This is a genomic window from Streptomyces venezuelae (assembly GCF_008642315.1).
GTDB lineage: Bacteria > Actinomycetota > Actinomycetes > Streptomycetales > Streptomycetaceae > Streptomyces > Streptomyces venezuelae_D.
This window is the reverse complement of record NZ_CP029192.1, coordinates 1,233,911-1,253,608: the sequence shown is the minus strand read 5'-3', so window position 1 is coordinate 1,253,608 and position 19,698 is coordinate 1,233,911. Positions and strand designations below refer to the sequence as shown.

General features: G+C 70.7%; 16 protein-coding genes. 13 read left to right on the top strand and 3 right to left on the bottom strand.

Annotated features, from left to right (window positions below; genetic code table 11):
- The first annotated feature begins 27 nt into the window (after window positions 1-27).
- Complete coding sequence (locus DEJ48_RS05140) at window positions 28-1,482, top strand: glyceraldehyde-3-phosphate dehydrogenase (RefSeq protein ID WP_150214863.1); 1,455 nt, start codon at window positions 28-30, stop codon at window positions 1,480-1,482.
- 77 nt (window positions 1,483-1,559) lie between these two features.
- On the opposite strand, the gene DEJ48_RS05135 is transcribed toward DEJ48_RS05140, so the two are convergent.
- A complete protein-coding gene (locus DEJ48_RS05135) occupies window positions 1,560-2,789 on the bottom strand; it encodes a saccharopine dehydrogenase family protein (RefSeq protein WP_150214861.1) in 1,230 nt (409 codons plus the stop codon).
- 179 nt (window positions 2,790-2,968) lie between these two features.
- Here DEJ48_RS05135 and DEJ48_RS05130 point away from each other — a divergent pair, with 179 nt between their 5' ends.
- The 6 genes from DEJ48_RS05130 to DEJ48_RS05105 all read left to right on the top strand — a co-directional run bounded on the left by DEJ48_RS05130 (window position 2,969) and on the right by DEJ48_RS05105 (window position 10,885).
- Complete coding sequence (locus DEJ48_RS05130) at window positions 2,969-4,132, top strand: CaiB/BaiF CoA transferase family protein (RefSeq protein WP_150220974.1); 1,164 nt, start codon at window positions 2,969-2,971, stop codon at window positions 4,130-4,132.
- On the top strand, window positions 4,132-5,157 hold the full coding sequence (locus tag DEJ48_RS05125) for an LLM class F420-dependent oxidoreductase (RefSeq protein ID WP_150214859.1): 1,026 nt from the start codon (window positions 4,132-4,134) through the stop codon (window positions 5,155-5,157). The genes DEJ48_RS05130 and DEJ48_RS05125 overlap by 1 nt, the downstream gene beginning before the upstream one ends.
- Before the next feature lie 44 nt (window positions 5,158-5,201).
- Window positions 5,202-6,344 (top strand): acyl-CoA dehydrogenase family protein, encoded by a 1,143-nt coding sequence (locus DEJ48_RS05120; RefSeq protein ID WP_150214857.1) that lies wholly within the window; start codon window positions 5,202-5,204, stop codon window positions 6,342-6,344.
- A gap of 74 nt (window positions 6,345-6,418) precedes the next feature.
- Window positions 6,419-7,633 carry an acetyl-CoA C-acetyltransferase gene (locus tag DEJ48_RS05115; protein ID WP_150214855.1) on the top strand — a complete coding sequence of 405 codons (1,215 nt, stop codon included), beginning with the start codon at window positions 6,419-6,421 and terminating at the stop codon, window positions 7,631-7,633.
- Between the two features lie 256 nt (window positions 7,634-7,889).
- Window positions 7,890-10,061, top strand: coding sequence for a 3-hydroxyacyl-CoA dehydrogenase NAD-binding domain-containing protein (locus DEJ48_RS05110; protein ID WP_150214853.1), 2,172 nt, complete (start codon window positions 7,890-7,892; stop codon window positions 10,059-10,061).
- Window positions 10,062-10,171: 110 nt separating this feature from the next.
- Window positions 10,172-10,885: a hypothetical protein gene (locus DEJ48_RS05105; RefSeq protein ID WP_150214851.1), complete on the top strand. Its 714-nt coding sequence runs from the start codon at window positions 10,172-10,174 to the stop codon at window positions 10,883-10,885.
- Window positions 10,886-10,918: 33 nt separating this feature from the next.
- Here the strand turns inward: DEJ48_RS05105 and DEJ48_RS05100 are convergent, their stop codons facing one another.
- Window positions 10,919-11,656 (bottom strand): MerR family transcriptional regulator, encoded by a 738-nt coding sequence (locus DEJ48_RS05100; protein WP_150220973.1) that lies wholly within the window; start codon window positions 11,654-11,656, stop codon window positions 10,919-10,921.
- A 106-nt stretch (window positions 11,657-11,762) separates the two neighbouring features.
- Between DEJ48_RS05100 and DEJ48_RS05095 the strand changes: the two genes are divergently transcribed.
- From DEJ48_RS05095 to DEJ48_RS05070, 6 genes are all read left to right on the top strand, one after another.
- Entirely contained in the window at window positions 11,763-13,574 is a 1,812-nt protein-coding gene (locus DEJ48_RS05095; RefSeq protein ID WP_150214850.1) for an AMP-dependent synthetase/ligase, read from the top strand.
- Window positions 13,575-13,732: 158 nt separating this feature from the next.
- Window positions 13,733-15,202 carry an amino acid permease gene (locus DEJ48_RS05090; protein WP_190537211.1) on the top strand — a complete coding sequence of 490 codons (1,470 nt, stop codon included), beginning with the start codon at window positions 13,733-13,735 and terminating at the stop codon, window positions 15,200-15,202.
- Between the two features lie 40 nt (window positions 15,203-15,242).
- Window positions 15,243-15,722, top strand: coding sequence for a macro domain-containing protein (locus DEJ48_RS05085; RefSeq protein WP_150214848.1), 480 nt, complete (start codon window positions 15,243-15,245; stop codon window positions 15,720-15,722).
- Window positions 15,723-15,838: 116 nt separating this feature from the next.
- On the top strand, window positions 15,839-16,264 hold the full coding sequence (locus tag DEJ48_RS05080; protein ID WP_150214847.1) for a hypothetical protein: 426 nt from the start codon (window positions 15,839-15,841) through the stop codon (window positions 16,262-16,264).
- 71 nt (window positions 16,265-16,335) lie between these two features.
- On the top strand, window positions 16,336-17,130 hold the full coding sequence (locus DEJ48_RS05075) for an alpha/beta fold hydrolase (RefSeq protein ID WP_150214845.1): 795 nt from the start codon (window positions 16,336-16,338) through the stop codon (window positions 17,128-17,130).
- Between the two features lie 66 nt (window positions 17,131-17,196).
- Window positions 17,197-18,105 (top strand): oxygenase MpaB family protein, encoded by a 909-nt coding sequence (locus DEJ48_RS05070; protein ID WP_150214843.1) that lies wholly within the window; start codon window positions 17,197-17,199, stop codon window positions 18,103-18,105.
- A gap of 28 nt (window positions 18,106-18,133) precedes the next feature.
- Here the strand turns inward: DEJ48_RS05070 and DEJ48_RS05065 are convergent, their stop codons facing one another.
- A complete protein-coding gene (locus tag DEJ48_RS05065) occupies window positions 18,134-19,636 on the bottom strand; it encodes a M1 family metallopeptidase (protein ID WP_150214841.1) in 1,503 nt (500 codons plus the stop codon).
- Window positions 19,637-19,698 lie beyond the last annotated feature (62 nt).

Below are 19,698 nucleotides of genomic sequence, written 5' to 3'. Positions count from 1 at the left end.
GCGCCGCCTAGCTCGAAAGATACTCCTGTGACTGTCAATGACGACTCGTTCACCAATTGGAAGCACCGCGAGGAGATCGCGGAGTCGATGATCCCGATCATCGGGAAGCTGCACCGCGAGCGGGACGTGACGGTCCTGCTGCACAGCCGCTCCTTGGTGAACAAGTCGGTGGTCAGCATCCTGAAGACCCACCGATTCGCCCGGCAGATAGCCGGCCAGGAGCTCTCGGTCACCGAGACGCTGCCGTTCCTGCAGGCCCTCACCACGCTCGACCTCGGCCCCTCGCAGATCGACCTGGCCCTGCTCGCGGAGGCCTACAAGGCCGACGACCGCGGTCTGACCGTGGAGCAGTTCACCGCCGAGTCGGTCTCCGGTGCCATCGGTGCCAACAAGGCCGAGCGCGGCGCGGGCCGCGACGTCGTCCTGTACGGCTTCGGCCGCATCGGCCGTCTCGTCGCCCGTCTCCTCATCGAGAAGTCCGGCTCGGGCAACGGGCTGCGACTGCGCGCCATCGTCGTGCGCGGGGGCGGCGAGCGGGCCGCCGAGGACATGGTGAAGCGCGCCTCGCTGCTGCGCCGCGACTCCATCCACGGTCAGTTCCAGGGCACGATCACCGTCGACGAGGCGAACAGCACGATCGTCGCCAACGGCAACGCGATCAAGGTGATCTACGCCAACGACCCGTCCGAGGTGGACTACACGGCGTACGGCATCAAGGACGCGATCCTGGTCGACAACACCGGCAAGTGGCGCGACCGCGAGGGCCTCTCCAAGCACCTGCGCCCGGGCATCGACAAGGTCGTCCTGACCGCCCCCGGCAAGGGTGACGTCCCGAACATCGTGCACGGCGTCAACCACGACACGATCAAGCCGGACGAGCAGATCCTGTCCTGCGCCTCCTGCACCACCAACGCGATCGTCCCGCCGCTGAAGGCGATGGCGGACGAGTACGGCGTGCTGCGCGGCCACGTGGAGACCGTCCACTCGTTCACCAACGACCAGAACCTGCTGGACAACTACCACAAGGCCGACCGCCGGGGCCGCTCCGCGCCGCTCAACATGGTCATCACCGAGACGGGAGCCGCCTCCGCCGTCGCGAAGGCGCTGCCCGACCTCAAGGCGCCGATCACCGGCAGCTCCATCCGCGTGCCCGTGCCGGACGTCTCGATCGCCATCCTCAGCCTGCGCCTGGGCCGCGAGACCACCCGCGACGAGGTCCTCGACCACCTGCGCGACGTGTCGCTGCACTCGCCGCTGAAGCGGCAGATCGACTTCACGACGGCGCCGGACGCCGTGTCGATGGACTTCGTCGGTTCGCGCCACGCGTCGATCGTCGACGCCGGTGCCACCAAGGTCGACGGCGACAACGCGATCCTCTACCTCTGGTACGACAACGAGTTCGGCTACTCGTGCCAGGTCATCCGGGTCGTCCAGTACGTCTCCGGGGTCGAGTACCCGACCTACCCGGCTCCGGTGGCCTGACCGCCGGACAGTCCGACCGTGTGAAGATGCCCCGCACGCGCGCGTGCGGGGCATCTTCACGTATCCGGGCCGTGTCCCTAGTCGTCCGCCGCCTCGCGCTCCGCGACGACCCGGAACGAGATTCCCACCGCCCGCAGCCGTTCGATCAGCGCGTCGCCCATCGCCACGGCCGTGGTGACCTGTCCCGACGTCGGAGGCAGGGAGTCCTGGGCGAGGCACAGTGCCGACTCGCCCAGCATCCGTGCCGTCTCCTCGTAGCCGGGGTCGCCGCCCGCGACCTCCGTGAACACCCGCTTTCCGCCGCCCTCGCCCACGAACCGGACCGAGAACCACGACGACGCGCGGCGTGCCTCGTCAGGGCCGTCGCCGGGCTTCAGGCGCGCGGACAGCCACCGCCGCGCGGGCGGCAGTTGGGCCACCGTGAGGAGACCGCCGAGGGCCACGGGGGCGCCCAGCGCGACCGGCAGCGACTTCACGGCCGCGTAGTGGCGGTAGCGGAAGTCCGGTCCGTACCGGTCAAGGGCGCGCGCCGAGCGCTGCACCACCTGCGGGTCGATGGTCGGCAGGGGCAGGGCCCACGCGCCGACCTCGCTCGCGTACCGGGGCGCGCCGGGCGGGGCATACGCCTTGCGTCCCACCGCGCGCGGCTCGTGCCGCTTGCGGTCCTTCGCGGCGGCCAGCATCTGCGGGCCCCGTCCGAACTGGTTGAGTGCGGAGGCGAAGGTGCCGCCGGAGAACCGGGCGCCCGCCCGGACGAACCCGTCGACGCGCAACGGCACGTCCTTGGGCAGGTGCTGCACGGTGAAGTACGCCCCCAGGTCGTGGGGGATCGAGTCGAAGCCGCAGGAGTGCACGAGCCGTGCGCCGGTCTCCCGCGCGCGGGCGTCGTGCTTCACGTACATGAGGTCGACGAACTCCGGCTCACCGGTCAGGTCCACATAGTCCGTGCCGGCCTCGGCGCACGCCCCGACCAGCTCCTGTCCGTACGTGAGGTACGGGCCGACGGTGGAGGCGACCACGCGCGCGTGGGAGGCCATGTCCCGCAGCGACGCGGGATCCGCCACGTCGGCGTGGACCAGGGGAAGTTCGGCGCACGCCGGATTGATCGCGGAGAGCCGCCTCCGCAGCCCTTCGAGCTTGCCGGTGTCGCGCCCGGCGATGGCCCACCGCACGTCCTCGGGGGCGCGGGCGGCGAGGTGCTCAGCGGTGAGCACCCCCACGAACCCCGTCGCTCCGAAGAGCACGATGTCGTACGCGCGCTCGCTGACGTTGCTGTTGTCGCTCTGCTGACTGTTACGACCGGTCATGGCACCTCTCCGCCGTGGGCCCCCGCGCAGTTGTCGGGGGCCGAGGCTAGCGTGCGGCGCGACGGCGCGGCCAGAATTGACTGAGCGCTTGCTCGCCAGGGGCTTGTGCACGGTGGAACACGTTCTTAGCATCATTGGTGTTACATCAGTTGTGTCACAGTGCTGGGGGCTCAATGACGATGCCGGGCAAGGGCGTTCACGGACCGCTCGCCGGAGTACGTGTGGTGGAGCTGGCAGGCATCGGGCCGGGCCCGTTCGCGGCCATGCTCCTCGCCGATCTCGGCGCCGACGTCGTGCGCGTCGACCGTCCCGGCGGCGGCGGCCTCGCGATCGATCCCGAGTACGACGTGACCAACCGCAACAAACGCTCCGTCGTCGTCGACCTCAAGTCCGACGAAGGACCGGCCCGCGTCCTCGACCTGGTCGAACGCGCCGACGTCCTCATCGAGGGCTACCGGCCCGGCGTCGCCGAGCGCCTCGGCGTGGGCCCCGACGCCTGCCACGCCCGCAATCCGAAGCTGGTCTACGGCCGGATGACCGGCTGGGGCCAGGAAGGACCGCTCGCCCGGCGCGCGGGCCACGACATCGCGTACATCGCCATCACCGGCACCCTGGGCATGATCGGCAACCCCGACGAGCCGCCCGCCGTCCCCGCCAACCTCGTGGGCGACTACGCGGGCGGCTCGCTCTACCTCGTCGTCGGCATCCTCGCCGCGCTGCACCACGCGCGCGAGCACGGCACCGGACAGGTGGTGGACGCCGCCATCGTCGACGGCGCGGCCCACCTCTCCACGATGATCCACGGCATGCTCGCGGCCGGCGGCTGGCAGGACCGCCGCGGCGCCAACCTCCTCGACGGCGGCTGTCCCTTCTACGGCACGTACGAGACAGCGGACGGCGGCTACATGGCCGTGGGCTCCCTTGAGCAGCAGTTCTACGACGAGTTCACCACCCTGCTCGGCCTCGCCGACACCGCGCCCGCCCGCAAGGATCTGGCCCGCTGGGGCGAGCTGCGCGAAGCCGTCGCCGCCCGCTTCAAGGAACGTACGCGTGACGAGTGGACGGCCGTCTTCCAGGACTCCGACGCGTGCGTGGCGCCCGTGCTGTCCCTGCGCGAGGCGCCCGCCCACCCGCACCTCGCCGCCCGCGGCACCTTCACCGACCACGGGGGCATCACCCAGCCCACCCCCGCGCCCCGCTTCTCGGCGACCCCGACCCAGGTCCGCACCGGCCCCGCACAGCCCGGCGCCGACACCGCCGACGTGGCCCGCGACTGGGGCGTACCGGCCCTCGCGCACCCCCCGACCGAACCGCCCCGAGCGACCGCGGAGGAAGACCACTGATGCAGATCTCCGCACCGCTCGCCTACGCGGGCGACCCGCGCGAGGCCGCCGACAGCGCCGCCGCCCTGGAGTCCGCGGGCCTGGACGCCGTATGGGTCGCGGAGGCGTACGGCTTCGACTCGCCCACGATCATGGGCTACCTGGCGGCGCGCACGGAGCGCATGAAGATCGGCGCCGCCATCCTCAACGTCTACTCCCGCACCCCCGCCCTGATCGCCCAGACCGCGGCGGGACTCGACGCGGTCTCCGGCGGCCGCGCGATCATCGGGCTCGGTGCCTCCGGCCCGCAGGTCGTCGAGGGGTGGCACGGCAAGCCGTACGACAAGCCGCTCGGCCGCACCCGCGAGGCGATCGAGCTGACCCGCCGCATCCTGCGCCGCGAGGTCATCGACCACCACGGCATCACGGACATGCCGCTGCCTCCGGAGAAGGGCGGCAGGCTCGGCAAGCCCCTGAAGATCCTCACCCGACCGGTACGGCCCGAAGTCCCGCTGTACGTCGCCTCCCTGGGGCCCGCCAACGTCCGCATGACCGCCGAGATCGCCGACGGCTGGCTGCCCACCCTCTTTCTCCCGGAGAAGGCCCACCAGGTGTGGGGTGCCCCGCTCGCCGCGGGCAGGGAGAAGCGCGATCCGGCCCTCGGGCCGCTGGAGACCGTCGCCGGGGGACTGCTCGCCATCGGCGACGACGCGGCGGCCGTACGCGACCTCGCGCGCCCGCAGATCGCCCTCTACGTAGGAGGAATGGGCGCCAAGGGGAAGAACTTCTACAACGACCTCGCGGTCGCGTACGGCTACGAGGAGGCGGCCGCACGCATCCAGGACCTCTATCTGGCCGGGAAGAAGAGGGAGGCCGAGGCCGCCGTCCCGGACGAGTTCTGCGAGCTCATGTCGCTGTGCGGGCCCGCGGGCTATGTACGCGAGCGCGTCGAGGCCTTCCGCGAGGCCGGCGTCACCATGCTCAACGTCGTTCCCGTCGGCCCCGAGCCGGCCAAGTCGATCGAAACCGTCAAGGGCTGGCTCTGAGAGAGCTCGCCGGCTCATCCAGGGCTCCAGGAGGCCACGTACACATGAAGCGGCAGATCTTCTCCGCCGAGCACGACGCGTTCCGCGAGACCGTCCGCACCTTCCTCGCCAAGGAGGTGCTGCCCCACTACGAACAGTGGGAGAAGGACGGCATCGTCTCCCGCGAGGCCTGGCTCGCCGCGGGCAAGCAGGGGCTGCTCGGCCTCGCCGTCCCTGAGGAGTACGGCGGTGGCGGCAACGACGACTTCCGCTACTCCGCGGTCCTCGCCGAGGAGTTCACCCGCGCGGGCGCCGCGGGGCTCGCCGTCGGCCTGCACAACGACATCATCGGGCCCTATCTGACCTCCCTGGCCACGGACGAGCAGAAGCGGCGCTGGCTGCCCGGCTTCTGCAGCGGCGAGACCATCACGGCCATCGCGATGACCGAGCCCGGCGCGGGCTCCGACCTCCAGGGCATCCGCACGAGTGCCGAGGACCGCGGCGACCACTGGGTGCTCAACGGCTCCAAGACGTTCATCTCGAACGGCATCCTCGCCGACCTCGTCATCGTCGTCGCCAAGACGTCCCCCGAAGGGGGCGCCCACGGCCTGTCCCTCCTGGTCGTCGAGCGCGGCATGGAAGGCTTCGAGCGGGGCCGCAATCTCGACAAGATCGGTCAGAAGTCCCAGGACACCGCCGAGCTGTTCTTCAACGACGTACGCGTCCCCAAGGAGAACCTGCTCGGCGAGTTGAACGGCGCCTTCATCCACCTGATGACGAACCTCGCGCAGGAGCGCATGGGCATCGCCGTCGCCGGGATCGCCGCCGCCGAGCACCTCCTGGACATCACCACGACGTACGTGAAGGAGCGTGAGGCGTTCGGGCGTCCGCTCGCCAAGCTGCAGCACATCCGCTTCGAGATCGCGGAGATGGCCACCGAGTGCGCCGTCACCCGCACGTTCCTCGACCGGTGCATCGTCGATCACTCGAACGGGGAACTCGACGCCGTGCACGCGTCGATGGCGAAGTGGTGGGCCACCGAGCTGCAGAAGCGCGTCGCCGACCGCTGTCTGCAACTGCACGGTGGCTACGGCTACATGACGGAGTACCGCGTCGCCAAGGCCTTCACCGACGGACGCATCCAGACCATCTACGGCGGCACGACCGAGATCATGAAGGAGATCATCGGCCGTTCCCTGCTCGGCTGACCCGCACCGCACCCTCCCGGACAGCCCAGCACTTTTGGACCTCACCCTCTCGCACACCCTCGAAAGGCTCACGCGTGACCACCGAAGCGTACGTATACGACGCGATCCGCACCCCGCGCGGACGCGGCAAGGCCAATGGCGCCCTGCACGGGACCAAGCCCATCGACCTCGTCGTCGGCCTGATCCACGAGATCCAGGCCCGCTTCCCCGGCCTCGACCCGGCCGCCATCGACGACATCGTCCTCGGCGTGGTGGGCCCCGTCGGCGACCAGGGCTCCGACATCGCGCGCATCGCGGCGATCGCCGCGGGTCTGCCCGACACGGTCGCGGGCGTCCAGGAGAACCGCTTCTGTGCCTCCGGTCTGGAGGCCGTCAACCTCGCCGCGATGAAGGTCCGCTCGGGCTGGGAGGACCTGGTGCTCGCGGGCGGCGTCGAGTCGATGTCGCGCGTGCCGATGGCCTCGGACGGCGGCGCCTGGTTCGCCGACCCGATGACCAACTTCGAGACCGACTTCGCGCCGCAGGGCATCGGCGCGGACCTCATCGCCACGGTCGAGGGCTTCACGCGGCGCGACGTCGACGAGTACGCGGCGCTCTCCCAGGAGCGGGCCGCCGCGGCCTGGAAGGACGGCCGCTTCGCCCGCTCCGTCGTGCCCGTCAAGGACCGCAACGGCCTCGTCGTCCTCGACCACGACGAGCACCTGCGCCCCGGCACCACCGCCGACTCCCTCGCCAAGCTGAAGCCGTCCTTCAAGGACATCGGCGACCTGGGCGGCTTCGACGCGGTCGCGCTGCAGAAGTACCACTGGATCGAGCAGATCGACCACGTCCACCACGCGGGCAACTCCTCCGGCATCGTGGACGGCGCGTCGCTCGTCGCCGTCGGCACGAAGGAGGTCGGCGAGCGCTACGACCTCACTCCGCGCGCGCGGATCGTCTCCGCGGCCGTCTCGGGCTCCGACCCGCTGATCATGCTCACCGGGCCCGCGCCCGCGACGCGCAAGGCGCTCGCCAAGGCGGGGCTCTCGATCGACGACATCGACCTCGTCGAGATCAACGAGGCGTTCGCCGCGGTGGTGCTGCGCTTCGTGAAGGACATGGGGCTCTCCCTGGACAAGGTGAACGTCAACGGCGGCGCGATCGCGCTCGGTCACCCGCTGGGCGCGACCGGCGCGATGATCCTGGGCACGCTCGTGGACGAACTGGAGCGGAGGGACCTGAGGTACGGGCTGGCCACGTTGTGCGTGGGCGGCGGCATGGGCATCGCCACGATCGTGGAACGGCTGTAGGGCCACGCGCCGTTGGGGCCGGGGTGCGTCGCCCACTGCGGGTGTGTGGTGGTTGCCCGCGCAGTTCCCCGCGCCCCCAAAGGCATACGGCTCCGCCGCGCCTTTCCCGCGACACGCCTGAGACGGCGCACGGAGTGCGCCTTTCAGGGGCGCGGGGAACTGCGCGACCAGCCCCCACCGGCGGCCAGTCGGCAATGACACCGCAGCCACCCACCCCGGGCCCCGCCCTCCCCTCAGACTTCACGGAGAAGAAGACATGACCGAGAGCACCACCATCCGCTGGGAACAGGACGACACCGGTGTCGTCACCCTCGTCCTGGACGACCCCAACCAGTCCGCGAACACCATGAACCAGGCGTTCAAGGAGTCCATCGCGGCGATCGCCGACCGCGCGGAAGCCGAGAAGGACTCGATTCGCGGCATCATCTACACCTCCGCCAAGAAGACGTTCTTCGCGGGCGGCGACCTCAAGGACATGATCAAGGTCGGCCCGGAGAACGCCCAGGAGGCCTTCGACGCGGGCACCACCATCAAGAACTCGCTGCGCCGCATCGAGACCCTCGGCAAGCCCGTCGTCGCCGCGATCAACGGCGCCGCGCTCGGCGGGGGTTACGAGATCGCCCTCGCCTCGCACCACCGCGTCGCCCTCGACGCGTCCGGCTCCAAGATCGGTCTGCCCGAGGTCACCCTCGGCCTGCTCCCCGCGGGCGGCGGCGTCACCCGCACCGTGCGCCTCATGGGCATCGCCGACGCCCTCCTGAAGGTGCTGCTCCAGGGCACCCAGTACAACCCGAAGCGCGCCCTGGAGAACGGCCTCGTCCACGAAGTGGCCGCCACGCGCGAGGAGATGCTGGAGAAGGCGCACGCCTTCATCGACGCCAACCCCGAGTCGCAGCAGCCCTGGGACAAGCCCGGCTACCGCATCCCCGGCGGCACCCCCGCCAACCCGAAGTTCGCGGCGAACCTGCCCGCCTTCCCCGCCAACCTGAAGAAGCAGACGGCGGGCGCCAACTACCCTGCCCCGCGCAACATCCTCGCCGCGGCCGTCGAGGGCTCGCAGGTCGACTTCGAGACCGCGCTGACCATCGAGGCCCGGTACTTCACCGAGCTGGTCACCGGCCAGGTCGCGAAGAACATGATCCAGGCGTTCTTCTTCGACCTCCAGGCCGTCAACTCCGGCGCCAACCGCCCCAAGGACATCGAGCAGAGGACCGTGCGCAAGGTCGCCGTGCTCGGTGCCGGCATGATGGGCGCCGGCATCGCGTACTCGTGCGCCCGCGCGGGTATCGAGGTCGTCCTCAAGGACGTCTCCGCGGAGGCGGCGCAGAAGGGCAAGGCGTACTCCGAGAAGCTCTGCGCCAAGGCCGTGGCCAAGGGGCGTACGAGCCAGGACAAGGCGGACGCGCTGCTCGCCCGCATCACGCCGACCGCGGACCCGCAGGCCCTCGCGGGCTGCGACGCGGTGATCGAGGCGGTCTTCGAGGACACCTCGCTGAAGCACAAGGTGTTCCAGGAGATCCAGGACGTCGTGGAGCCGGACGCGCTGCTCTGCTCCAACACCTCCACCCTGCCGATCACCACGCTCGCCGAGGGCGTCTCGCGGCCCGTCGACTTCATCGGCCTGCACTTCTTCTCGCCGGTCGACAAGATGCCGCTCGTCGAGATCATCAAGGGCGAGCGCACCGGTGACGAGGCGCTGGCCCGCGCCTTCGACCTGGTGCGCCAGATCAACAAGACGCCGATCGTCGTCAACGACTCGCGCGGCTTCTTCACCTCGCGCGTCATCGGGCACTTCATCAACGAAGGCGTCGCGATGGTCGGCGAGGGCATCGAGCCCGCCTCGGTCGAGCAGGCCGCGGCCCAGGCCGGCTACCCGGCGAAGGTCCTCTCCCTCATGGACGAGCTGACCCTCACGCTGCCCCGCAAGATCCGCAACGAGACCAGGCGGGCCGTCGAGGAGGCGGGCGGCACCTGGGCCGGTCACCCCTCCGACAGCGTCATCGACCGCATGGTGGACGAGTTCGAACGTCCCGGCAGGAGCGGGGGAGCGGGCTTCTACGAGTACGTGGACGGCAAGCGGGACCGTCTCTGGCCGGGCCTGCGCGAGCACTTCACCAAGCCGGGGCACGAGATCCCGTTCAAGGACATGCAGGAGCGGATGCTCTTCTCCGAAGCGCTCGACACCGTACGCCTGCTGGAGGAGGGCGTCCTGACGTCCGTCGCGGACGCCAACATCGGCTCCATCCTCGGCATCGGCTTCCCGGGCTGGACGGGTGGCGTCCTGCAGTACATCAACGGTTACGAGGGCGGCCTGCCCGGCTTCGTGGCACGCGCGCGTGAACTCGCCGAGACCTACGGGGAGCGGTTCGCGCCGCCCGCGCTGCTGGTCGAGAAGGCGGAGAACGGCGGGAAGTTCAGCGACAGCTGACGTCCCCTCGGTGGCTCCGGTTCCGCCTGGTCAGGGGTGGAACCGGAGCCGTCGCCGCCGCGTCGTATCCTGCCGAAGAGCATGATCACGACAACTGAAGGGTGGCCGTTGTGCGGTTCACGACCGGGGGAACGACGCGCGCGGTCGGCGTCGGAGTGCTGGTCCTCTCGCTGGCCCTGACCGGCTGCGGGGGTAAGAAGGACAAGAAGAAGCACAAGCGGGGCTCCTCGTCCTCGCACGGCCGCACCGTGGGCGGCCACACGGGCGGCAAGGGCGCCGGGTCGCTGAGCGCGGCGCGTCAGGCCGAGACGATCCTGCCGCCCCTGGACACGATGCCGGCCGCCCTGCGCCACGTCGGCACGGAACTGCACACCCGCGCGAAGGCCCCCTCCGTGTGCAAGGACCCGGGCGGCAAGTGCAAGGGCGCCGTCGCCAACGGCCGGGTGGGGTACGTCACCGGTGACAAGGCCGAGGGCGCGGGCTACGAGCTGATCGCCTATCGGAACACCCGTGCCGCCGAGCGTGCCTTCGCCGCCTGGGAGAGCTACGTACACAACGACCGGCGCGAGATCACGGTCCTCGACGGCGCCCCGCAGGGCGACGAGAGCACCCTGTACGCGTACAAGTCTCCGGCGAAGAGCGACACCGTGACGATGGTGATCCGCCAGGACGAGTACATCGGCACGCTCGACCTGCGGGACACCGCCGGCCGCGCGGCCGGACAGAAGGACCTCGCGGCCCTGTCCGAGGTCTACGCCCAGCGGCTCGCGCAGGCCACGCGCAACGAGACGCCCAGCGCGACGGCGGCCCACGTCAAGGTCTGAGTGGTCGAGGGGGGAGTGGCCCTTGCGCGTGGCTCAGCTCTCCTTGAGCCACTCCCTCAGCTCCTCCTTGAGCGAGCGCTGGAACGCCGTCACCAGCGCCTGCACCACCATCGGCTGCATGTGCGCCGACAGCGACCGCATCGCCGCCACCTGCTCGGCGTCCTCGGCGTCCGATTCGCGCGCGCGGTAGGGGCCCCAGACCTCGTCGCGGAAGAGCCGGGACAGCTCACCGGCCGCCGAGCGCGTGTGCTCGAGCAGGACCGTGCGCGCCGCGAGGATCGTCTCGTGCGCGATGGGCACGTCCAGGAGCTGCACGCCCAGGCGCAACAGGCCCGGGTCCACGCGGTACGTCCCCGGGGCCTGGGTCCTGGCGACCACGCCCATCGCCGCGAGGCGGTCCAGGTCCTCGTCGTCGAGCGCACGGCCCGCCCTGCGCTCCAGCTCGGCGCGCGGGACGTCCTCCGCCGAGTCGGGCGCCCAGGAGGCCACCAGGGCGCGGTGGATGGCCAGGTCGTGCGCGCTCAGGTCCGCGGGCAGCTGTTCCAGGTACCGCTCGATCGCGGCGAGCGTCATGCCCTGGTGCTGCAACTCCTCGATGAGCGCGAGCCGGGACAGGTGCTCGCTGCCGTAGTGGCCGACACGGCGCGGGCCGATCACGGGCGGTGGCAGCAGGCCCTTGGTGCTGTAGAAGCGGATCGTGCGGACCGTGACCCCCGCGCGCGCGGCGAGTTCGTCGACCGTGAACGTCGGCTCACCCGTCTCGGTCGCCACGCCCTCGGTATCGGTCGTCATGGTGCAACAGTATTGCTGGCACACCAGTGTTGTGAAACCCTCCCGCCCAATCGATGGGCTCAATCGATGGCACCAGGAGGCGGTCATGACCACGATCCTGCGACTCCCCGGAGATCCTGCCGACATCACGCTCCCCGCCCTGCTGCTCCGCAATGCCGAGGACCACGGAGATCTTCCCGCGCTCTCCTGGCGCACGGGGGAGGAGTGGTCGACGCTCACCTGGCGCGAGGCGCGGCGCAAGGTCGCCGTCCTGGCCGCCGGTTACGCCGCGCTCGGCGTGGAGCGCGGCGAACACGTCCTGATGATGATGGGCAACCGCCCCGAGCACTGGCTGAGCGACCTCGCCCTGGTGCACCTCGGCGCCGTCCCCGTCACCGTGTACGCCACCGCGGCCCCCGAGCAGGTCGCACACATCGTCCGGCACAGCCGGGCCCGCTTCGCGATCGTCGAGGGCGCGGGTGAACTGCCGCGCTGGGAGCCCCTCCTGGCGGACGACACCGCACCCCTGGAGCGCCTCGTCGTCGTTGAGGCCGCCGAAGCGGGCGAGCACCGCACGTACGGCTCCCTGCACGCCACCGGCAGCCGCCTGTTCAACCCCGACGCCTTCGAGAAGGGGTGGCGCGAGAACCGCCCCACCGACGCCCTCACCGTCGTCTACACCTCCGGCACCACCGGCGACCCCAAGGGCGTACGCCTCACCCACCGCAACGTCCTCGTGGGCGGCGTCGCCCTGGACGGCGTCGTCGAGTTCCCCGACCACGTGGGCCACATCTGCTATCTGCCCTTCGCACACATCGCGGAGCGCCTGCTCGGCATCTACCTGCCGGTGCTGCGCGCCGCCCACGTCCATCTGTGCGCCGACCCCGCCCAGGTGGCCGCCACCGCGCGCGAACTGCACCCCTTCCAGTTCTTCGGTGTCCCGCGCGTGTGGGAGAAGCTGGCCGCCTCCGTACGGGCGGCGCTCGCCGGGCTGCCCGAGGAGCGGCGCCGCGCCATCGAGGCCGCCAACGAGACGGCACGCGCGCACGTGGCCTGCCGGGAGCGGCGCGAGGAGCCGTCGGAGGCTCTCCAGTCCGCGTACGAGGAGGCCAGGAGGGACATCCTGGACCCGCTCCTCAGTCTGGCCGGGTTCGACCGGCTCGTGTGGACGGCGAGCGCCTCCGCGCCGATGCCGCTGGACGTCTCCCGCTTCTGGGCCGGGTTCGGACTCGTGATCATGGACGCGTGGGGGCTCACCGAGACCTCCGGCGTGGTCACCACGAACAGTCCCGACGGCTTCCGGCTCGGCTCGGTGGGCCGCCCCCTGGAGGGGCTCGACGTACGCATCGCGGAGGACGGCGAGATCCTCGTGCGCGGCGCCACCGTCTTCGACGGCTATCTGCGGCCCGACGGAGGTCTCGACGACGCCCGGGACGCGGACGGCTGGTTCGCCACCGGCGACATCGGACGGCTCGACGAGGACGGCTACCTCTGGCTGACCGACCGCAAGAAGGAAATGATCGTGACGTCGACGGGCAAGAACGTCTCGCCCGCCCTCGTCGAGAACACGCTCAAGGAGCACCCTCTTGTAGGGCAGGCCCTCGTCCACGGGGACGGCCGCTCCTACCTCGTGGCGCTGCTCGTCCTCGACCGGGAGATGACACCCGCCTGGGCCGCCGCGCGCGGGATCGATGTAGAGGGCGATCCGGCCACGCACGAGGCCGTGCGGGCGGAGGTGGAGCGCGCGGTCGAGGCCGCCAACGCGCGCCTCAACCGCACCGAGCAGATCAAGCGCTACCGGCTCCTCAGCGAGGAATGGGGACCCGAGACGGGCGAGCTGACACCGTCCCTCAAGCTGCGCCGACGGGTGATCCGTGACAAGTACATGCAGGTCATCGACGGTATGTACACCCCCTGACCAGCATGTGAGAAGTCCCGCTATGTGACGTGCGCCACCGCGTGGGAGGCGATCTCTGGGGGAAGGTGTCCCGTCGGTCCGCGCGCGTCAGGGGTGCGCGGACCGGGGCACATCCGGACCCCGGAGTTCTTCCGGGCACCAGAGAGTAGATCCACCACGTGAGCAAGGAAGCCGTAGATTCGGCCATCCTGGACGCACCCCGCGCGGATGCGAACCAGGCCCCCGCGGACGCGGGCGACGCCGGATACAGCAAGGACCTCAAGGCCCGTCACGTCAACATGATCGCGATCGGTGGCGCGATCGGCACCGGCCTCTTCCTGGGGGCGGGCGGCCGTCTCCACTCGGCGGGCCCCGCGCTCGCCCTTGCCTACCTCGTGTGCGGCATCTTCGCGTTCTTCGTCGTCAGGGCGCTCGGCGAGATGGTCCTCTACCGGCCGTCGTCGGGTTCGTTCGTCTCGTACGCGCGTGAGTTCCTCGGCGAGAAGGGCGCGTTCTTCGCCGGTTGGATGTACTTCCTCAACTGGTCGACCACCTGCATCGCCGACATCACGGCGATCGCGCTCTACACGCACTACTGGAGTTTCTTCACCGACATACCCCAGTGGGTGCTCGCGCTGGTCGCCCTCGCGGTCGTGCTCGCGGTGAACCTCGTCTCGGTGAAGTACTTCGGCGAGATGGAGTTCTGGTTCTCGATCATCAAGGTGGCCGCACTGAGCGCCTTCATGATCATCGGCATCTGGCTGCTCGCCAGCCAGCACAAGCTGGACGGCGAGAAGCCGGGCCTCAACATGATCACCGACCATGGCGGCCTCATGCCGAATGGCCTGATGCCGGTCGTGATCGTCATGCAGGGCGTCGTCTTCGCGTACGCCTCGCTGGAGCTGGTCGGCGTCGCGGCGGGCGAGACCAAGGACCCGCACAAGATCGTCCCGCGCGCGGTGAACTCGATCATGTGGCGCGTCGGCCTCTTCTACGTCGGCTCCGTGGTGCTGCTCGCGCTGCTGCTGCCCGGTGTCATGTACTCGGCCGACCAGAGCCCGTTCGTGACGGTCCTCTCCAAGATCGGCGTGCCGGCCGCGGGCGACGTCATGAACTTCGTGGTCCTCACCGCCGCCATGTCCTCGCTCAACTCCGGCCTGTACTCCACCGGCCGCATCCTGCGCTCCATGGCGATGTCGGGCTCCGCCCCGAAGTTCACCGCCAAGATGAACCGCAACCAGGTGCCCTACGGCGGCATCCTGCTCACCGCGTCCCTCGGCGTCGTCGGCGTCGGCCTCAACAAGGTCGTCCCGGGCAAGGCCTTCGAGATCGTCCTGAACGTGGCCTCGCTCGGCATCATCGGCACCTGGATCACGATCATGGTCTGCCACCTCGCCTTCGTGCGCAGCGCGAAGCGCGGCGAGATCACCCGGCCGAAGTTCCAGCTCCCGTTCAGCGGTGTCACCGAGTACGTGACCATCGCGTTCCTGCTCGCCGTCCTCTGCCTGATGTGGAAGGACGCCGAGGTCGGCCGCAAGACGCTCTTCCTCATCCCGGTCGTGGGCCTCGCCCTGGTCGCCGGCTGGTTCGGCGTCAGGCGCCGGGTGGGCCGTCAGCCCGAGGGCCTCACCGGCCCGCAGGACCGGTAGCCCGCCCGCCACTGTCAGTGGCAGCCCGTACGGTGGCGTCATGTCGGAGATCACGTATGTCCGAGGTGACGCCACCGCGCCGTTCGGCAAGGGCCCCAAGCTGATCGCCCATGTCTGCAACGACCTCGGGGGCTGGGGGAAGGGCTTCGTGCTCGCGCTGTCGCGCCGCTGGCCGGAGCCGGAGAAGGCGTATCGCGCCTGGCACCGGCAGCGCGCGCAGAACGACTTCGGGCTGGGGGCCGTCCAGTTCGTCGAGGTCGGCCGCGGCCTGTGGGTCGCGAACATGGTGGGGCAGCGGGGGATGCGCACGGGCAGCAAAGGCGTCCCCGTGCGGTACGAAGCGATCGACAAGGCCCTGGTGGCCCTCGCCGACAAGGCCGAGGAGCTCGGCGCCTCCGTGCACATGCCGCGCATCGGCTGCGGACTCGCGGGCGGCAAGTGGTCCCGCGTCGAGCCGCTGATAGCCGAGCGCCTGGGGGCGCGGGGAATCGCGGTGACGGTGTACGACTTCGGGGACTGAGGGTGGACCGCGGGCGACCGGGGCCGTCCCGTCCGGGTACGGCGGTTGACCCACCTGCCGACAACTGCCCTGCATGTGTGCGTTGTTGTGCACGGATGAGCGGGTAGAGCCCCGTCATGCAGTTCATCCGTGTTCTCGCCGCACGTCTCCTGCTCCGCGTGGAGCGCGCCCTCCTGCCCGTCCCCGCCTTGGTGCCCGTCGTGGCCCCCGCCCTCGCGGAACCGGCTCCGCCCGCCGGTCGGCGGCGAACGGTGTCGACGCTGCTCTCGGAGGCGCACACCGGCGGGGCCCGGGAGGGCGCCGGGCCGCCGGCCACCGGGCAGGCCCGGGGAGAGGCGGAGCGCGCCGAGGCCGAGGCCGAACTGCGCCGCCAGATCTCCGAGTGGGCCTCCGAGGTGGCGGGACGCGCCGCGGCCGACCCGCTCGCGGGGCCTCCGGCGGGACCGAGTGCGACGCAAGGGCCCCCGGCGGGACCGGGTGCCACGTCGGGAACTGATCCGTCCGCCGACCCCGGCACCGATCCGTCGGCTTTTGGTCGCTAGGCGTACGGATTCACGCCCACGTCCCCCGCCCCCACTGGCGGGCCGGACACCGCGCCCCGAGACTCGCAGGCATGGACGTCATGGTCTCGGTCAAGGACGGCGAACTGTGGTCGCACGACTCGGGTGAACCGAGCGGCACGGGCGGCGGAAGCCTCCCCCTGGTCCTTCTGCACCCGGGTGTCGGCGACTCCCGCATCTGGGACGGCATCCTGCCGCGCCTCACGGAGCGCCACCGGGTGATCCGCTACGACGCACGTGGGTACGGCAGGTCACCCGCGCCGACCGCCTCGTTCTCACTGGTCGAGGACCTGATCGCGGTCCTGGACCACTACGGCGTGGGCCGGGCCGTCCTGGCCGCGTCCAGCATGGGGGGCGCGACGGCCATCAGCCTCGCACTCCGCGACCCCGCACGCGTGGCGAGCCTCGCCCTGATCGTCCCGGGCGTCACCGGCGCCGACGACCTCCTCCCGCCCGAGTTCATGGCCGAGGTCGGCCGCCGCGCCCAGACGGGCGACGTGGACGGCATCGTGACGATGATGCGGCGCGTATCCGCCGCTGCGGGCACCGGCGCCGACCCCGAGGTGACGGCGCTGCTCAAGGCCGTGGTCCCGGCGTGGTTCGCCGTGCATCCGCACCACGTGCCGGACCCGCCCGCCTACGACCGGCTCGGCGAGCTCGACGTCCCCTGCACCCTGGCCATCGGCGAGCACGACCAGCCCGAGGTGGTCCAACTGAACGAGGCCATGGCGCGGCGCATTCCGGGCTGCCGCGCGGTGCGGCTCGCGCACAGCGACCACTTCCCGACGGTGCGGGAACCGGACGCGGTCCTCGACATCATCCTGGAGGCGTACGCCGAGGCCCGCTGAGGCAGGTGCGTTCGCGGTCGCATACTGGGACGTGCACCAACAGGGCACGTCCGAGGAGCACGTCGAATGAACCACCCGGCCGACGCGCGCGAGCAGCACGCGGCCCACGACAAGAGCGACTCCGCCGACGCGTCCCCGCCCCCGCCCCCGCCCGGCGGGATCCTCTGGAACATCGCCGGTGACATCCGCATGCTCCTGATGCTGCCGCCCGCGCTCACCATGCAGGTGGCGCACCCGGCGGTCGGCGCGGGCGTCGACGAGCACTCGGTGTTCCGCACCGACCCGTGGGGGAGGGGCGAGCGCTCCATCCGCTCTGTCCTGCTGTGGGTGTACGGCGGGGACGAGGCGGCCGCCGAGGGCCGCAGGCTGCGCGTGCTGCACCGCACCATCCAGGGCACGGACACCCGAGGCCGCCGCTACCACGCGCTGATGCCCGAGAACTACGCCTGGGTGCACGCCACGGGCTTCCCCGTCTACCGGCACGCGCAGCAGTACCTGGGCCGCCCCTTCACCGAGGCGCAGGAGCGGCAGCTGTACGCCGAGTGGCTCCAGGTCGGCCGCATCCTCGGCATCCACGACCGGGACATGCCGCAGACGCTGGAAGAGTTCTGGCCGCACTACCGCAAGGTCCTCGCCGAGGAGATCGAACTCACCGGGGTCGCCGCGGAGCTGACCGCCGTCGACAAGACCGTCCCGCCGCCGGACCGCGGCCCGGCCGCCCTACGGCTGCTGCTGCGGGCCCTGTGGCCCGTACTCGTGCCCCCGCTGGCCCGCTTCCGCCGCTTCGTCACGATCGGCCTGATGCCCCCGGACGCCCGCGAGGCCATCGGCCTCCCCTGGACCGGCACGCAGGAGCGCAGGCTGCGCCGCCTCGGCCGGGTGGTCCGCACGGTTGTGCCGCTCCTGCCCGAGCGCCTGCGCTATCTGCCCGCGGCGCGCAGGGCCCGCGCACGCCACCGCGCCGCCGGGAGGTAGCCCCCCGGCGGCGCAGCGCACCGGATCGTCAGTGATCGTGCCCGTGGTCGTGCACGCCGTTCGTCGCCGCGATCTGCTTCCACGACTTCGGCTTGGCCGGGGCGGCGGCCGAGCGGGCGATGCCGGCCTCGCGCACGGCGGGCGCCGCGGGCCGCGACGGCTGGTACAGCCACGTGTCGAAGAGCTCCGCGAGCGGCTTGCCGGAGACCTTCTCCGCGTACTTCACGAAGTCGCCCACCTTGGCGTTGCCGTACGCGTGCTTCTGCGGCCAGCCCTTCAGGATCTCGAAGAACGTGTCGTCGCCGACCTCGTTGCGCAGGGCCTGCAGCGCCACCGCGCCCCGGTCGTAGACCCCGCCGTGGAACTGGTTGTCCGGGCCCGGGTCGCCCGGCTTGACCTTCCAGAACGGATCGTCGGCGGGGTGCTGGGCGTACACGTAGTCCGCCAGCTCCTGCGCCGTGCCCTCACCCTCCTTCTCCGACCACAGCCACTGGCTGTAGCGGGCGAAGCCCTCGTTGACCCAGATGTCCTTCCAGCCGTCCACCGAGACGCTGTCGCCGTACCACTGGTGGGCCAGCTCGTGGACGACGATGGAGGCGTTGGAGCCGTTCGCGAACGCGGAGGGGCTGTAGAAGGGCCGGGTCTGGGTCTCCAGGGCGTAGCTGCTCTTCACGTTCGGGACGTAGCCGCCGAGCGCGTTGAACGGGTACTTGCCGTAGAGCGTCTCCAGCCACTCGGCGACCTCGGTGGTCCGCTCGATGCTGGCCCGCGCCGCGCCCGCGTTGTCGCCCAGGTCCTTGCTGTACGCGTTGAGGACGGGCAGGCCGCCCTCCGTCTTGTCGGTCGTGATGTCGAACTTGCCGACCGCGAGCGTCGCGAGGTAGCTGGCCTGCGGCTTGTTCGACCGCCAGTTGTAACGGGTCCAGCCGAGCTTGGAACTCTGCGACTGCAGCACGCCGTTGGAGATCGCCTGGGTGCCGTCGGGCACCGAGACGGACACGTCGTACGTCGCCTTGTCGAGCGGGTGGTCGTTGGACGGGAACCACCACACGGCGGCCTCCGGCTCCTGCGCGGCGACACCGCCGTCCGGCGTCCGGTGCCAGGCCGTGTAACCGTTGATCTTCAGCTCGGAGGGCTTGCCCGCGTACCGCACGACGACCGTGACCGCCGTGCCCTTGGGCAGCCCGGCCGGCGGCGTGATCTGCAGTTCCTGGTCGCCGGTCTTCTTGAACTTCGCCTTCTTGCCGTTGACCCGCACCTCGGAGACCTTCAGGCCGAAGTCGAGGTTGAAGCGCGAGAGGTCCTGCGTGGTGCGGGCGTTGAGCGTCGCCGTGCCTTCGAGCAGGTCGGTCTTGGGCTGGTACTTCAGCCGCAGGTCGTAGTGCGAGACGTCGTATCCGCCGTTGCCGCTCGCCGGGTAATAGGGGTCGCCGATGCCCGGGGCCCCGGGGGAGAAGTCCGCGGCCGATGCCGGGATCGCCAGCAGGAGAGAGGCCGCCAGAGCGCCCGGGGCGATGAGTCTGCGGTGCACAAGAGCTCCAAGTCGTAGGGGCAAAACATGCGTTCGTCTTGGTCGTCGAGCCTATTCAGCCC